Source organism: Pauljensenia sp. 27098_8_83, assembly GCF_041432695.1.
Classification (GTDB): Bacteria; Actinomycetota; Actinomycetes; order Actinomycetales; family Actinomycetaceae; genus Pauljensenia.
On sequence record NZ_JAPWAD010000017.1, the window covers coordinates 16,774 to 31,863 of the forward strand.

Here is a 15,090-nt window from a genome sequence, read left to right on the forward strand (position 1 = left end):
ACGCCGCCGGGTGCCGGGCGGTCGTGCCGGGCGGCCACGCCGCCGGGTGCCGGGCGGCCCACTCTGGCCTGCGACTAGACTGGCGCTATCATGCCTGACTCTCGCTCCACTCCCCCGTCCGAGCCCAACGCGCGCGGCCCCCGTTCTCGCAACGCGGGTCGCCCCTCCGACGGGCGCGACGGCGCGCGGCGACGGCAGAGCGGCCGAGGCCGGGGCCAGGAACGCCAGAACGGCCAGGGCCGAGAACGCCAGGGACAGGGACGCCAAGGCCAGGCAGGCCGGGGCCAGGGCCGAGAGAACCGCAACCATGAGGGCCGCCGCCCCCAACGCGAGCACGCGCGCCCCTTCAAGCCCTTCACCCCGGAGCAGCTAGCCGAGCGCGCCGCGGCAATCCCCGTCATCTCCTTCCCGGACCTGCCGGTGAGCGAGCGCCGCGACGAGATCGCGAGCGCTATCCGCGACCACCAGGTGGTCATCGTGTCGGGCGAGACCGGTTCGGGCAAGACGACGCAGCTGCCGAAAATCTGCATGCAGCTGGGCCGCGGCGTCGCCGGCATGATCGGGCACACCCAGCCGCGCAGGCTCGCGGCGCGCTCCGTCGCGGACCGCATCGCCCACGAGCTGGGGCAGACGGTGGGCCGCGAGCGCGGCCAGGTGGTGGGCTACCAGGTGCGTTTCACGGACGAGGTCGGCCCCACGACCCTCGTCAAGCTGATGACGGACGGCATCTTGCTGGCGGAGATTCAGTCGGATCCGATGCTGCGCCGCTACGACACGCTCATCATCGACGAGGCCCACGAACGCAGCCTGAACATCGACTTCATCCTGGGCTACGTCGCGCGCCTGCTGCCCGCGCGCCCGGACCTGAAGGTCATCATCACGTCGGCGACGATCGATTCGGATCGTTTCGCGCGCCATTTCGGCACGTGGGAGGGCACGCCCGGCTCGGGCCGCCTGATCGAGCCGGCGCCGGTTATCGAGGTGTCGGGCCGCACGTACCCTGTGGAGATCCGCTACCGTCCCCTCGGCCCGACGACGCCTTCGTCGTACACGTCCGAGGCCTCGTCAAAGCAGGCGGAGAAGCCCATCGAGACCCTCGAGATCACCGACCTCACCGAGTCCGGCCCCATGCAGCTGGTCCTCGAGGACCCGGACGACGAGCTGGCGACGCTGGGCTACGGCATGGGCGAGGACATCGACGTGGAGACCGCGATCTGTCACGCGGTGGACGAGCTGAGCGCGGAGGGCGACGGCGACATCCTGGTCTTCCTGCCCGGCGAGCGCGACATCCGCGACACGGAGGCGGCCCTCCTCGATCACCTGAAGGGACGAGGCCGGCGCGCGGGAGACGACAAGGGCGCACGCCCGGGAGACATCGAGATCCTGCCCCTGTACGCGCGGCTGACGGCGGCCGAGCAGCATCGCGTCTTCGAGCCGCATCGCCTGCGCCGCGTGGTCCTGGCGACGAACGTCGCGGAGACGTCGCTGACGGTGCCGGGCATCCGCTACGTCATCGACCCGGGTTTGGCGCGTATTTCCCGCTATTCCAACAAGACGAAGGTGCAGCGCCTGCCGATCGAGCCGGTCAGCCAGGCCAGCGCGAACCAGCGCGCGGGCCGATGCGGCCGAGTCGCGGAGGGCGTGGCGATCCGCCTGTTCTCCCAGGCCGACTACCTCTCGCGTCCGCGCTTCACGGAGCCGGAAATCCTGCGCACGTCGCTGGCCAGCGTCATCTTGCAGATGGCGTCCCTCGGCCTGGGCGCGGTCGAGGACTTCCCGTTCCTGGACGCCCCGGATCGGCGCGCGGTGCGCGACGGCGTGGCCCTCCTCGTGGAGATCGGAGCGCTCGCGCAGGATCGCGAGACCGCGGACGCGGCCCCGGCCTCGTCCCAGTACAGGCTCACCGGCATCGGCCGGGACCTGGCGCGCCTGCCGATCGACCCGCGCCTGGGGCGCATGCTGCTGGAGGCCGAGCGCTTGGGCTGCGCCTCGGAGGTCCTCGTCATCGTGGCGGCGCTGTCGATCCAGGACGTGCGCGAGCGCCCGGCCGAGCACCAGGGGGCGGCGGACGCGTCGCACGCGCGCCTGGCGGACCCCCATTCGGACTTCATCACCTACCTGAACCTGTGGCGCTACCTGGCGGTCCAGGCCCGCGACCTGTCGGGCTCGGCGTTCCGGCGCATGTGCCGCGCGGAGTTCTTCCACTACCTGCGGTGGCGCGAGTGGCGCGACGTCGTCGGCCAGCTGCGCCAGATGGCCCGCGCGCTGGGGATCGGCGCGGGGCCGGTGGGCGAGCCGTCGACGGGCGACGTTGTGGAGGCCGCCCAGTTCGGCGGCGCGCAGGACGCGGCCGTGCGCGCGGTCCTGGCCTACGGGCAGGGGCCGGCTTCCGTGGACGCGGACCAGGTGCACCGCTCGCTGTTGGTCGGCCTGCTGTCCTACCTGGGCTCATGGGATGAGACGAAGCGCGACTACGAGGGCGCGCGCGGCACGCACTTCACGATCTGGCCGGGTTCGGGCGTGAGCGGTCACCCCGCTTGGGTGATGACCGCGGAGCTGGTGGAGACCTCGCGCCTGTTTGCGCGCACGGTGGCCCGCATCCGCCCGGAGTGGGTGGAGCCGGCGGCGCGCGGCCTGCTCAAGCGCTCGTATTCGGAGCCGTTCTGGTCGGTCGGCAAGGGCGCGGCGATGGTCCGCGAGCGCGTGACCCTCTACGGTCTGACGCTGGCGGCGGACCGCGAGGTGTTGCTGGGTCGTTTGGGTGACCTCGTCATCGACGAGGCCGTGGCCGCCTCGCGCTCTCACGCTCCACGCGCAGGATCGTTGGAGGCGCTGGCGGCTGGCTTGGTGTCGGCGTCGAAGGATCCGCTGTCGTCTGGGTCCTTTGAGCCGCGTCATTTCGAGGAGCTGGCGGCCTCGCGCGAGGGGACGACGGCGCGCGAGCTGGCCCGCGAGATGTTCATTCGCAACGCCCTGGTGGATGGCCAGTGGAGGGAGAGGCACGGTTTCCAGCGCCGAAACGAGGCCCTGGTGGAGCAGGCTCGCGAGGTTGAGCGCCGTAGCCGCACCCACGGCCTCGTCGCGGACGAGCAGGCTCGCTTCCGTTTCTTCGACGACCTGATCCCCGAGCACGTGACCAGCGCGGCGGCGTTCAACCGCTGGTGGAAGGACGAGCGTCGCTCTCACCCGGACCTGCTGATTTACCCGGCGTCCCTGCTGATGCCACGCGAGGCGACCTCCGGCGAGGGCTTCCCGGATCGTTGGCAGTGCGGCGAGCTGTCGCTGGCGCTCAGCTATGAGTTCGCGCCGGGCAGCCCGCGCGACGGCGTGTCGATGCACATTCCGATCGAGGTGCTCGAGCGCGTCAGCGATGCGGGCACGGACTGGCTGGTGCCCGGCATGCGCGAGGACCTGCTGACCGAGGCGATCCGCGCTCTACCCAAGGGCGTGCGGCGGCTGCTGGCCCCCGCACCGGACGTGGCCGCGTCGGTGGCTCGCTGGATCGAGCAGGCCGGCGACGAGCCAGTCGAGGCCGTCGCTGAGTCCGCGGATGCGCACGCGGGTGAGGCCGGGACGGGTGCGCGGGCGGACGGCAACGCAGGTTCCGGTACCGGTGCCGCAAAGCGCGGCGGCCAGAAGGACGCCGCACAGACCGACGAGCCGGACCCCCTGAGTCTGGACGCCGCGATGGGCCGCCTGGCGGCGTGGGGCGCGACCTCGGGCCGTCTCTCGACGCGCAATTCTCCCGCAAAGGCCTCCAAGAAGGGCGCGCAGAAGGCCCCCGAGAAGCAGGCCTCGGCGGGAGCGAGCGCGGGCGAGGCGACCGGCGCGGGCGCGACGGGCGCAGCGGCGCAGCCGGGCACGAGTCCCGCGGCCGGCGCGATCGTCGGCACTGGGAGTCACGCGGGAGCCGTCGCATCGGGCGCGGCCAGCGCGGCCACGCCGGCCAGCGCCTCCGGCACTGCTGCCCCCACGCGCCGCACGCTCACCGACGGCCCCGTCCTGGACGCCCTCGCCCACGCGGTGCGCGTCCTGCGCGGCGTGGACCTGAGCGAGGCCGACCTCGACCACGCGCGCGCCCACCTGCCCGACCACCTGCGCATGACCTTCGTCGTCACCGACGCCTCGGGGCGCGAGCTGGGCGCGGGCAAGGACCTGGCCTACCTGCAGCGATCCCTGGCCAGCGACGCGAACAAGGCGGTGCGCACAGCCGTGCGGGCGGCCCTCGAGGAGGCCGGCGAGAAGCAAGCGCGCAGGAACAAGCGCGGACGCGGGGGGTCGGGGAAAAACGCTGCCACCGGCGCGCACGACGCCGCGAGTGGAGCGCCCTCCCCCAACGACACCCCCACGGGATCGCGCCGTGGGGAGAATTCCCCCACCCCGACTCACGGCGCGACCGCGACGGGCACCGGATCCCGCGACGCAGCCCAGGCCTCGTCCCCGGACCCCACCTTCCACGCGGACGCCATCGCCGAGATGCCGACGCTGCCTCGCTCGATCACCCAGACCTCGGGCTCGATGACCCTGCGGGCCTTCCCCGCGCTGGTCCCCCAGGGCAGCGCCGCGGCCCCGGCTGCGGGCGTGCGCGTCATGGCCAGCGCCGCCGAGGCCGACCGCGAGCACCGCGCCGGCCTCGCCCGCCTGCTGCTCACCCGCGTCGCCCTGGCGACGAACCGCGTGACCACGCGGTGGACGGGCCGCGAGGCCCTCATGCTGGCGGCCTCCCCCTACGCGGACACGGCGGCCCTGGTCGCGGACGCGCAGCTGGCCTCGGCCCGCTCCCTCGTCGACGAGCTCAGCACCCCCGCCGACGTGCGCGACCCAGAGGCCTTCGAGACCCTCGTGGCGGCCGCGCGCGACGCCCACGAGGACCGCGTCTACCAGATCCTCTCCCACGTCGTGCGGGCGCTGGAGGCCAGCGCCGAGGCCGACGCCGCCGTGCGCTCCCACCCCCAGGCCTCGCTGGGGGAGACGACGCGCGACGTCGCACGGCACGGCAAAACCCTGCTCTACGGGGGCTTCGTGTCAGCTACGCCCGCCTTCGCGCTGCCGCACCTGGGGCGCTACCTGCGCGCCGGGGCCGTGCGCATCGAGCGCGCCGCGTCCTCGCCGGGGGCGCTCAGGCGTGACCTGGAGGACATGGATCGCATCCACCAGGCCGAGGCCGACATCGCCGCCACGCGGCAGGCCCTGGAGCGCCGCCCCTACGACGCCCGACGGGACGCCGCGCTCACCCAGGCGCGGTGGATGGCCGAGGAGCTGCGCGTGTCCATGTTCGCCCAGACCCTGGGCACGCCCAATAAGGTCTCCATGAAGCGCCTGCTCGGCGTGCTCGCGGGGGCGCGATGAAGCGGGACAAGCGTCGCGTCTCCTTGTTCACCCCACTCCTGGGCGGACCCGCGACGAGGTGCCCGCTCGGCGTGCTCGGCGTGCTCGCGGGGGCGCGATGAAGCGGGAGGAGGCGCGCGTCCTCGCCCACTCCCTCATGGACGCGGCGGGGTTGGCCGACTGGCGTTTCCGCTTCGACCACGCCAAGCGCCGGGCGGGGGCATGCACGCACTCCACGCGCACGATCAGCCTGTCCGGACCGCTCACCGACCTGTACGACGAAGGCACGATCCGGGGCGTGATCTTGCACGAGATCGCCCACGCCCTCGTCGGCCCCGCTCACGGGCACGACGCCGCGTGGAAGCGGGCAGCCCGAGCCCTCGGCACCCCGGATTCCGCGCGGCTGCCCTCGTCCCTGCCCTCCCCGGACGCGCCCTGGGTGGGCACGTGCCCGCGCTGCGGGGCCAAGCGTCGCCTCTACCGGGCGCCGCGGCGCGTCTCCTCGTGCGGGGTGTGCTCGCGTGCTTTCGACCCCGCGCTGATCCTCACGTGGGAGCACCGGGGGAAGGCGGCCTCGCCCGGGCGCGCCTACGAGCGAGAGCTCGCCTCGATCCGCCGCCGTTAGCGTTACCACCGCCGTTAGCGTTCCGCCACCGTTAGCGTTCCGCCGCCGCCATTAGCGTTCCGCCGCCATTAGCGTTCCGCCGCCACCGGCCGATCCCACACACGATCACTTACCCAAAAATGTCGCATGCAATTCCCCTTTCACTCTTTCAAACTTTGAAATCAGACCGTTGGAATTGCAACGTTTTAAGCCATACCCAAAAAATGACCGAGTTAAATTACCTGCGATATTCGGGGAGAAACTTCTCAGGCCCTTCCTCGCCCCTTCCTCGCCCCTGACCTTGGAGACCCAAAACGCTGCCCGCGGCGTGCGTCTGCCCACGTCACAGGGCCGAACACAGCCAAAGGCGAGCACACACCCACCCGACGGCGATACCCTTGATCCCAACACCCCCGAGAGAAGGAAGCCATGGGTACCACCGCCAGCCCCGACGCCACGACCGCTCCCGACCGCGAAGTCCTCACCTGGCAGGGCTTCGGCGACGCGTCCCGTGAGCTCACCCAGCAGATCATCGACTCCGGCTGGATCCCGGACCTGATCGTCGCCATCGCCCGCGGCGGCCTCATCCCGGCCGGCGCCATCGCCTACGCGATGGACGTCAAGGCCATCGGCACCATGAACGTCGAGTTCTACTCCGGCATCGGCGAGACCCTCGCCGAACCCATCCTGCTGCCCCCGCTCATGGATGTCTCCGCGATGAACGGCAAGCGCGTCCTCGTCGTCGACGACGTCGCCGACTCCGGCAAGACCCTCAAGATGGTCATGGACCTCATCGACGAGCACGGCCTGTCCCTCGACGGCTCCTCCTCCGTGCGCGTCGAGGCGCGCAGCGCGGTCATCTACAAGAAGCCCGTGTCCATCATCGATCCCGACTACGTGTGGGCGCACACCGACAAGTGGATCAACTTCCCCTGGTCGACGCTGCCCGTCATCAAGCCGTGACTTCCTCTCTGGCGGGCTCAGGACGGCAGGCGGCCGCCTCTCCCGGGCGCGCCCAGGCCTCGTCGATCACCCGGCGCATCGTCGAGGCCGTGGCCGAGCGCGCCCGCCTCGGTGACCCGGTGCGCGTGCTGGGCCTGACCGGTCCTCCCGGGACCGGCAAGACGACGATCGCCGCCGAGCTGGCTCGCGCCCTGCCCGAGGCCGGCATCCCCGTCGCGGGCCTGGCCCCCATGGATGGCTTCCACATGTCCAACGCGGTGCTGGCCGCGCGGGGGATCGCCGACCACAAGGGTGCACCCGACACCTTCGACGTGGGCGGGTACGTCGCTCTCCTGGGGCGCGTGCGCCGCGGGGACGCGGTAGTGCTGGCCCCCGACTACCGGCGCGACCTGCATGAACCCGTCGCTGCCTCGCTCCCCATCGAGATCGACGGTGTCGCCATTACGGAGGGCAACTACCTGGGCCTCGAGCTGCCCGGCTGGGCGGACGTGCGTGGCCTCATCGACCTGCTCGTCTTTATTGACACGCCTTTTGACGAGCTCGCATCGCGCCTCATCGACCGACACATGAGCTTTGGGCGCGACCGCGCGGACGCGGCGCACTGGGTGCGCACGGTGGACGCCGCGAACATGGCTCTCGTCGAGCGCACGAAGGAGCGCGCGGACCTGGTCCTGTCGCTGTAGGCGCGTCCTGTCGCTGTAGGCGAGTCGGACCGACGCGCCACAGCCTCGTCACTGCGCCCACACCCCCATAATTTCGCACGTAATTTCCCACGGTCAGTTTTAGAGCACGGCCGAAAACCGCATGATTTCAACGATCCGATTTCAACGTTTGAAATGCCAGGGAGCGAATTACGTGCGACTTTTCAGGGGACGGCCATGCCAAACGGTTGCCATGCTTGCCGTCGATAAGTAGCGCGCATTTTCAACCACTTCCAAGTAAGGTGAACCTATGTTCCTCTTACTCGGCCTTCTTGGCGGCTTCATCACGGGCATCTCCCCGTGCATCCTTCCCGTCCTGCCCGCGCTCTTCCTCGGCGCCGCGGGCGGGCGCGACTCCGCGTCCTCATCGAACGAGGCCGGGGCCGCCCGCTCCTCCACATCCTCTGACGAAGCGAAGGCGGGCGTGGATCCGTCGCTCTTCCGTCTCGCTCCGGGCGTGAACCTGGGCGGGGAGGCGCCCAAGAAGGCAGCTGTCGCAGCACAGAGCGGCGAGTCGGTGACGCGCCGCCCGGTGCTCATCGTCCTGGGCCTGGTCACCTCGTTCATGCTGATCACGGTCGCGGGTTCGGCGCTACTGAGTCTGCTGAACCTGCCGCAGGCGCTGATCCGTTGGACGGGCATCGTCCTACTGCTGGCCGTCGGCATCGGCATGATCGTCCCAAAGATCATGGAAGTGCTGGAGCGTCCCTTCGCACGCCTGACACCTCGCACGACGGGCGACAGCGCAGGCTTTGGCCTCGGCCTCGTCCTGGGCGCGGCGTTCGTGCCGTGCGCGGGTCCGGTGCTGACCTCGATCATCGTGGCCTCGAGTTCCGGGCAGATCACGTGGCACATCATCGGCCTGGCCGTCTCCTTCGCGATTGGCGTGTCGATCCCGCTGATGATCGTGGCGATCGCCGGGTCGGGGGTGGCCGCGCGCTTCCTGAAGACCCGCCAGCGCCCCCTGCGCATTGCAGCGGGCGTCGCCATGATCGCGCTCGCGCTGGGTATCGCGACGGACGCTCCGATGGCCTTGCAGCGCATGATCCCCGACTACACGGCCTCGCTCGAGGCGGGCACCGAGGGCGCCTGCGAGGACGGCGCGTGCGAGCCCGAGAAGGACGTCGAGGCCAGCACCGACTTCGCGCAGTGCGCGCGCGGCGGCGCGAAGGACTGCGGCGTCATGCCGACGATTCAGGCCTCGGAGTGGCTGAATTCCCTGGGCCAGCCGTCCGGCACGGTGACGCTGGTGGACTTCTGGTCGAGCTCGTGCACGAACTGCCAGCGCGAGATCCCCGAGCTTGAGGCCATCTACGAGAAGTACAAGGACTACGGCCTGGTCGTGGTGGGCGTGCACTCGCCCCAGCAGGCCTACGAGCGCGACCCTGCGGTCGTGAACGCGTCGATCGACAAGCTGGGCATCACCTACCCGGTCGCCCTGGACCCCGACCTCGAGGCTTTCAAGGCCTACGGCGCGACCGCGTGGCCGACGCACTACATTGCCGGCGCGGACGGCCAGCTGGTCGCGGTGGGCCGCGGCACGAAGGGCGTCGAGGAGCAGATCCGCACCCTCCTCACCCAGGCGGGAGCGACCCTGCCCGACTGAGCCGGCCGAGCTGAGGCGGCCGAGGCCTCGCGACGGCACGCGGGCGGCCACCGCGGGGTAGCTCGTCGCACTCACACCGGCCTCGTTCGTCGTCCCTCCACACGGTCTTCCGCCTCGCCCTTCCGTCCCGCCCTTCCGCCCCGATCACTAGTTACCCAAAAATGTCGCATGCAATTCCCCCACCCCTCTTTCAAGATTTGAAATCAGATCGTTGAAATCACGCGGTTTTTACAGGGGTCACCAAAGACCCCGGAAAGGAATTGCATGCGAAATTGAAGAGGCTACCCAGAATCAGCCAACGCGGCACAACGCACCAGTCAACGCACCTCGCGCCAATCAGCGCCGATCAGTGCCACTCGGCGTTACCGACAGCCCAGGTGCCGTCCTCCTGCTCGATAAGGGTCAGGAACACGAGCTCGCGGACCGGCTCGTGCGAGTCGTCCGCGTAGGAGCGCGTGAAGCTGACGAGCCTCACCCACTCATTACCTTCGCGGCGGGGCGGTTCCCTGCCTTCGACGCCGATGTTCTCAATCGTGACAGTCGTGTGGGAGTGGTTCGGCACCAGCGGCAGGAACTCACCCTGCCCTCTCTCCAGCTCAGGGGTCGGCGTGTGTTTACGCTGCAGCTCAGGCGTCTCGTAGACGCTCGCGCGGATGGACGCGAACGCGTCCGTGACGTCGCGCGACGCGTCCCACGTTTGATTGGTGATGACGTAGGCGGAACACACCGCGTCAGCATCCTTGCGATCAACGGTGGACGGGTCGGGCAGGAGGTCGTCGAGCCACTGAACCGATGCTGGGTGCAGGCAGGTTCCATCGGGTGCAGAGGTGCCGTCCTCACACGGGGGCATGCTCGAGGCCGTGGCCTCCGGGGTGGGAGCAGCTGCCTCGGACTGCGGTGCGGTGTCGGGCACCTGTGAAGCCTCGCCGGACGAGGCACCACTCATCCCTCCGTTTGAATCGGAGCTCGCCTTCGAGGCCGTGGTTCCAGAGTCCATGCTCGTCAGGAACGTGCGTGCCATGAAGAAGCCACCGACGCCCAGGACGAGGGCGACGGCTGCGACCAGTGCAATGACGATGATTGTCGTCCGCTCACCACGTGCGACTTTTTTCAGTGCGTTCATATGCATCCTTAGTTTGTGTTGTGTATGCGCGCGCAATCGCCTGTTGCGCAAGGCGCTCACCGCAGATCATGCAGCTACTGACCAACGTGCCAGCGATTTCACCGTAATTCGTGACACGAGCAACATACAACCTCGTTCCGTAGGCAAGACACGTTTGACAACGCGTCAGCCTCGTAACCCACAGCCCTGCCCGCCCCTAGCCTTGCCCATCCGGGCCTCGCACCCCGGCCTCGCACCCCGGCCTCGCGCACCCCAACCTCACACCCCTACCCAGACCTCGTAACCTAGCCCGAGCCTCATAACCCGACCCAGGCCTCGCACCCCACCCCAGACCTTGCGAACGCACCCCACCCCAGACCTTGCGAACGCACCCCACCCCAGACCTTGCGAACGCACCCCACCCCAGACCTTGCGAACGCACCCCACACCCTCAGTTACCCAACAATGTCGCACGTAATTCCCCCAGACCTCTTTCAAGATTTGAAATCAGATCGTTGAAATCATGCGGTTTTCACGAGGTCTTAAAAAGACCCCGACAGGGAATTACGTGCGAAAATTCTGAGTTATCCACAGATTTTTCAAACACCTCACATAAAGCGTCACAAAGTAGCATGATCTATACATGGACCTCAACGAAGAGCTACGTAAACGGCACGGAATCACCAAACTATCGAGCCTGCGCCACGCAGAGCTCGCTCCCACAATGCTCCCCCAGTCCATCGGACACTACCGAGGCTGGATCTATGACAAGAACAGCTTCACTCTCGATCAGGTACGCGCCTTCGTGTACAACGCTTGCCTCTCGTGCGTGAGTGCTGCGCAAATATACGAGCTTCCGATTCTCATGGAGGAACGCCCACAAAAGACCCACCTGTCAGTTGCGTATAACCATGGAATGCACCCATCGAAGCTACGCCGCTTCGACGATGTATGCATCCATAGGGAACAGATCATGAGCGACGAAGAAAGGCGTACACACGTCGCCAGCATCGGGACAGTCTTGGAGCGGGTACTCGTTTGCATGCCACTGAAGGTGTCTCTGCCAATGCTCGATGCCGCACGCAATCGCGGCCTCTACGACATTTCAACGCTCGCGATGCCTTCAACCGGCAGCCGACTACCTCACCTCAGAGAAGCTCTCTCCCTCTCATCGGACCGAGCCCGCTCAATCCTCGAAACAGTTGCACGTTTGCAGCTCATTGATATGGGACTGACACCGCAGGTCGGGGTCTGGATTGAAGGAGTCGGCGAGGTCGACATGATCATCCTCGGCTTCATCATCATCGAGGTGGATGGCTGGGCCTTCCACTCATCGAAGGAGCAGCGCGAGAAGGACCTCAAGCGGGATCGAGAACTTCTACGGCGCGGATACGTCGTCCTTCGTTTCACCTATGACGACGTCATGAATGGAGATTTCGCGCGCGAGGTCCCGGTATCGGTGGCAGCCCTCCATCGCCTCGTCCCCGACACCGGAACGGAAGACCCGCAGGCCGCAGTGAAGAACGCCGCCTTCCTTGACATCCTGAGCGGATACCTGCCTAGCTATCACCCTCAACACTAATTTCGCATGCAATTCCCCCGCGCCTCTTTCAACATTTGAAATTAGATCGTTGAAATCATGCGGTTTTCTAGGGATGCCTCAAAGGACCCTCAGGGGAATTGCATGCGAAATTTAGAAGTGGCAGGCGCCCAGACGGCCTCGACTGCAAGACGCCAGTCAGCGCGCGGAACGTGCCGACGCGCCGTGCCTGTCAGCGCGCCGTGCCCGTCAGCTGAGAAGCTGCAGGATCTGCGGGGTGACCCGCTCAATGACCTCGAGGGTGTCGAGGAAGTCCTGGTGGCCGCCGTACCACGGGTCGGGCACGTCGCCGCTGCCCTCGGGGTCGAGGTCGCGGTACAGGCAGACGCGCGGGGCATCGCCGGAAAGCAGATCAGCGGCGGACACAGGCGCGCCCTCATGCTCGATACCCGCGCGATCGGCGAGGCGCTCCAGCACACTCAGGTGCCGCGAGGTCATGGCCAGCACGAGGTCCCACTCCCCCAGCTCGCCGGCGCGGATCTGGCGCGCGCGGTGTTCGGGCACGGCGTACCCGGCGTCGCGCAGCACGCGGGCGGCGCGGCGGTCGATCGGGTTGCCCTCCTCCTCGTCGGAGACGCCTGCGCTATCGACGACGACGTCCACGCCGGCGCGCGCGGCGGCCTGTTCGAGGATCGCGTGGGCCATCGTGGATCGGCAGATGTTGCCGGTGCACACCATCAGGACGCGTGCGGGGCGGGTCATGATCGTTTCCGTTCGTTCGGGGGCGGGAGCGGGTACGCGGCCGGGGCGGGTACGAGGCCGGGGCAGGCTCCGGCGGGCGCAGGGTCAGACAGCAGGCCGGTCCGCGCGCACGCGCACACACGCACGCAAGCGCGCAGAACCCAGGAGCGCGCGAGCCTCAGAGCAGCGTCAGGTAGGCGCGCACGGCCTGGGCGCTGTGGGCGGCGGCGCGGGCGCCGTCCATGTGGAAGGCCTGGTCGGCGGTGGGGCCGCACAGGTCGGAGACGGCTCGCAGCGAGATCCAGTCGACGTCGGAGGACCAGCAGACCTGGGCCATTGCGCAGGTTTCCATGTCGGTGCCGATGGCGTCGGGGAATCGCGTCCGCATGGGGCCGACGTTGGCCTCGGTGCAGAAGGAGTCGGAGGAGACGATGCGCCCGCGGCGTACGCGGTGCTCGATGAGGCCGCGCAGGATGGGCAGGCGTTCTTCGGCGGCTTCGGAGGTGGTGTAGTCGACGGGCATCTGGGGGACCTGGCCCATGGCGTAGCCGAAGGCGGTCGCGTCGGCCTGCCCGTAGATGGCGCGGGTGCCGGCGGCGATGTCGCCGACGTTGATGTCGCGGGCGAGCCCGCCGGTGGTGCCGGCGGCGATGACGATTGGGGCTTCGACGAGGGTGAGGGCGCGTGCGGTCGCGGACGCGGCGTTCGCCAGGCCGATTCCGGAGGTGACGACCAGGACGGTGCGGCCGTCGAGGATGCCGAGCACGAAGCGCTGAGTCTTGTGGGTGCCCGCGAGGATGGCCTGGGGCGTCTCGTCGCCGCCGATGGGGGTGAGCGCGTGCAGGAGGGGCGCGGCCTCCATGTCCATGGCGGCTTGGATGATGGCGTCGACGCGGATGCGCTCGGGGAAGCTGAGGTTCATAGGTCCCATCGTAGGGGACGAGGCCGGGTCGGGTCGCGCTCGCCCCGCGCGGGGCCGCGTCGTATGTACACGTCCCCTTTTCCTGGGTCCCCCTAAAGTCGCACGTAATTTAACACGGTCATTTTTGGACATAGCCCACAAACGTTGCAATTCCAACGATGCAATTTCAAAGTCTGAAATACGCACAGGGGAATTACGTGCGACATTGTTGAGGAACCACAGGGCCGGGCCGGGACGGGGCCGGGCCGGGACGGGGCCGGGACGAGGCCGGGGTCGGGCCGGGTCGGGGCCTCGCCCCGCCCGCTTACTGCCTGCCGCGCTCCTCGAGCATCTTCTTGAGGGCGGCGGTCCGGCCCGCATCGATCTCCTCGTCGGAGATCTGCTCGGCGGAGGCCAGCAGGTCGGGGGTGGCGTGCGCAGCGCCAGCGCCAGCACCAGCAGGGCCGGCGTCAGCAGGAGCGGCGGACGCAGGATCAGTGGAAGCAGGCGCAGCGGGCTCGGTGGCCACGAGCTCGGCGGAAGCAGGCGCGCCGCGCACAGCCGCAGCGCCGGACTCAGCCCCGGCCTCGTCCCCGGACGCAGCGGTAGCCAACGCGCCAGCAGCGGCGGCTCCACTCTCAACCGCCTGCGGCTCCTCGTCCTTGCGCTTGCGCGAGCGCAGCCAGATGGCGCCGGCGATGGCCAGGATGACGACGACGGACGCGAGGACCGCGATCATCCACGGCTTCATGACGGCGCCCTTGACCTGCGCGGCTTCGGCGGCGACGGCGTCGTCGTCCATGGGGACGCGCTCGCCGGTCACGAGGAGGCGGTGCGTGTTGATGCCGTAGGGGGTGCAGGTGATGAGGGTGGCCAGGTCCTTGCCCTCGACCTTGTTGAGGGATTCGGTTTCGGTGGGCAGGACGACGCGAATGTCGGTGACCTGGTATTTCAGGTGGCGGCCGGCGGTCTCGATGTAGAAGACGTCGCCCATCTTCACAGAAGTGAGCTGGTCGAACATGGTGGCGTTACCCAGGCCGGTGTGGCCGGTGAGGACGGTGTGCGTGGACTCGCCGCCGACGGGCAGGGCGGTGCCGAAGAGGTGGCCGATGCCCTTGTCGAGGGTGGCGTTTTCGGTGCCGTGGTAGATCGGCAGGTTGACGTCGATCGACGGGATTTTGATGGTCGCCATGACGTCGTTGAGGTTGAGCTGGCTCAGGTAGTCCTGGTATTGCGCGGTGCCGGGGCGCTGGGCGTCCAGCCAGGGGTCGAGGATGGGGGACTCGGAGGCTTTGAGGTTGTATTCGTCGGCGCGGCGCAGGGACTCGGCGACGGCGTCGGGGCCGGCCTGGTCGGCGACGGCGCTGAATTCGGAGGCGATGCGTTCTTGGCGTTGGTTGTTGTACTGGGTCGCTAGGACGGGGTAGAGGAGGACAAGGATGCCGGCGAGCAGCAGGATCGGGGGCGCGATGGTGAGGAGACGCCACTTGAGGGGTGTCTTCTTCTTGTCGGGCGCTTGGGTGCTCACGCTTTCTCCGTTCATTGCCGAGGCCGTGGAAGTTTGTCTGGTTACAGGGTAGTACCGCTTGGGGGTGGTTGCGGGC

Annotated in this window: 10 protein-coding genes; 6 read left to right on the forward strand and 4 right to left on the reverse strand. The window is 68.5% G+C overall.

Annotated features, from left to right (window positions below):
• The first annotated feature begins 90 nt into the window (after positions 1-90).
• The 5 genes from O3656_RS07265 (at position 91) to O3656_RS07285 (ending at position 9,202) form a co-directional block, all read left to right on the forward strand.
• Positions 91-5,349 carry a DUF3418 domain-containing protein gene (locus O3656_RS07265; protein WP_500063304.1) on the forward strand — a complete coding sequence of 1,753 codons (5,259 nt, stop codon included), beginning with the start codon at positions 91-93 and terminating at the stop codon, positions 5,347-5,349.
• A gap of 97 nt (positions 5,350-5,446) precedes the next feature.
• Positions 5,447-5,953 (forward strand): SprT-like domain-containing protein, encoded by a 507-nt coding sequence (locus O3656_RS07270; protein WP_500063305.1) that lies wholly within the window; start codon positions 5,447-5,449, stop codon positions 5,951-5,953.
• A gap of 408 nt (positions 5,954-6,361) precedes the next feature.
• The gene (locus O3656_RS07275; protein WP_500063306.1) at positions 6,362-6,895 is read left to right on the forward strand and encodes a phosphoribosyltransferase; all 534 of its coding nucleotides are present in this window, start codon (positions 6,362-6,364) and stop codon (positions 6,893-6,895) included.
• A complete protein-coding gene (locus O3656_RS07280; protein WP_500063307.1) occupies positions 6,892-7,578 on the forward strand; it encodes an AAA family ATPase in 687 nt (228 codons plus the stop codon). Before O3656_RS07275 ends, O3656_RS07280 begins: the two co-directional genes overlap by 4 nt.
• Positions 7,579-7,846: 268 nt before the next feature.
• A complete protein-coding gene (locus tag O3656_RS07285; protein ID WP_500063308.1) occupies positions 7,847-9,202 on the forward strand; it encodes a cytochrome c biogenesis protein/redoxin in 1,356 nt (451 codons plus the stop codon).
• 346 nt (positions 9,203-9,548) lie between these two features.
• Here the strand turns inward: O3656_RS07285 and O3656_RS07290 are convergent, their stop codons facing one another.
• Positions 9,549-10,325 (reverse strand): hypothetical protein, encoded by a 777-nt coding sequence (locus tag O3656_RS07290; RefSeq protein ID WP_500063309.1) that lies wholly within the window; start codon positions 10,323-10,325, stop codon positions 9,549-9,551.
• 622 nt (positions 10,326-10,947) lie between these two features.
• Between O3656_RS07290 and O3656_RS07295 the strand changes: the two genes are divergently transcribed.
• Positions 10,948-11,886 carry an endonuclease domain-containing protein gene (locus tag O3656_RS07295; protein WP_500063310.1) on the forward strand — a complete coding sequence of 313 codons (939 nt, stop codon included), beginning with the start codon at positions 10,948-10,950 and terminating at the stop codon, positions 11,884-11,886.
• A 207-nt stretch (positions 11,887-12,093) separates the two neighbouring features.
• Here the strand turns inward: O3656_RS07295 and O3656_RS07300 are convergent, their stop codons facing one another.
• The 3 genes from O3656_RS07300 to O3656_RS07310 all read right to left on the reverse strand — a co-directional run bounded on the left by O3656_RS07300 (position 12,094) and on the right by O3656_RS07310 (position 15,014).
• Positions 12,094-12,606, reverse strand: a complete 513-nt coding sequence (locus tag O3656_RS07300; protein WP_500063311.1) for a low molecular weight protein-tyrosine-phosphatase — start codon at positions 12,604-12,606, stop codon at positions 12,094-12,096.
• A gap of 157 nt (positions 12,607-12,763) precedes the next feature.
• Positions 12,764-13,507: a 5'-methylthioadenosine/S-adenosylhomocysteine nucleosidase gene (gene mtnN, locus O3656_RS07305; protein WP_500063312.1), complete on the reverse strand. Its 744-nt coding sequence runs from the start codon at positions 13,505-13,507 to the stop codon at positions 12,764-12,766.
• Positions 13,508-13,811: 304 nt separating this feature from the next.
• The gene (locus tag O3656_RS07310; protein WP_500063313.1) at positions 13,812-15,014 is read right to left on the reverse strand and encodes a class C sortase; all 1,203 of its coding nucleotides are present in this window, start codon (positions 15,012-15,014) and stop codon (positions 13,812-13,814) included.
• Positions 15,015-15,090 lie beyond the last annotated feature (76 nt).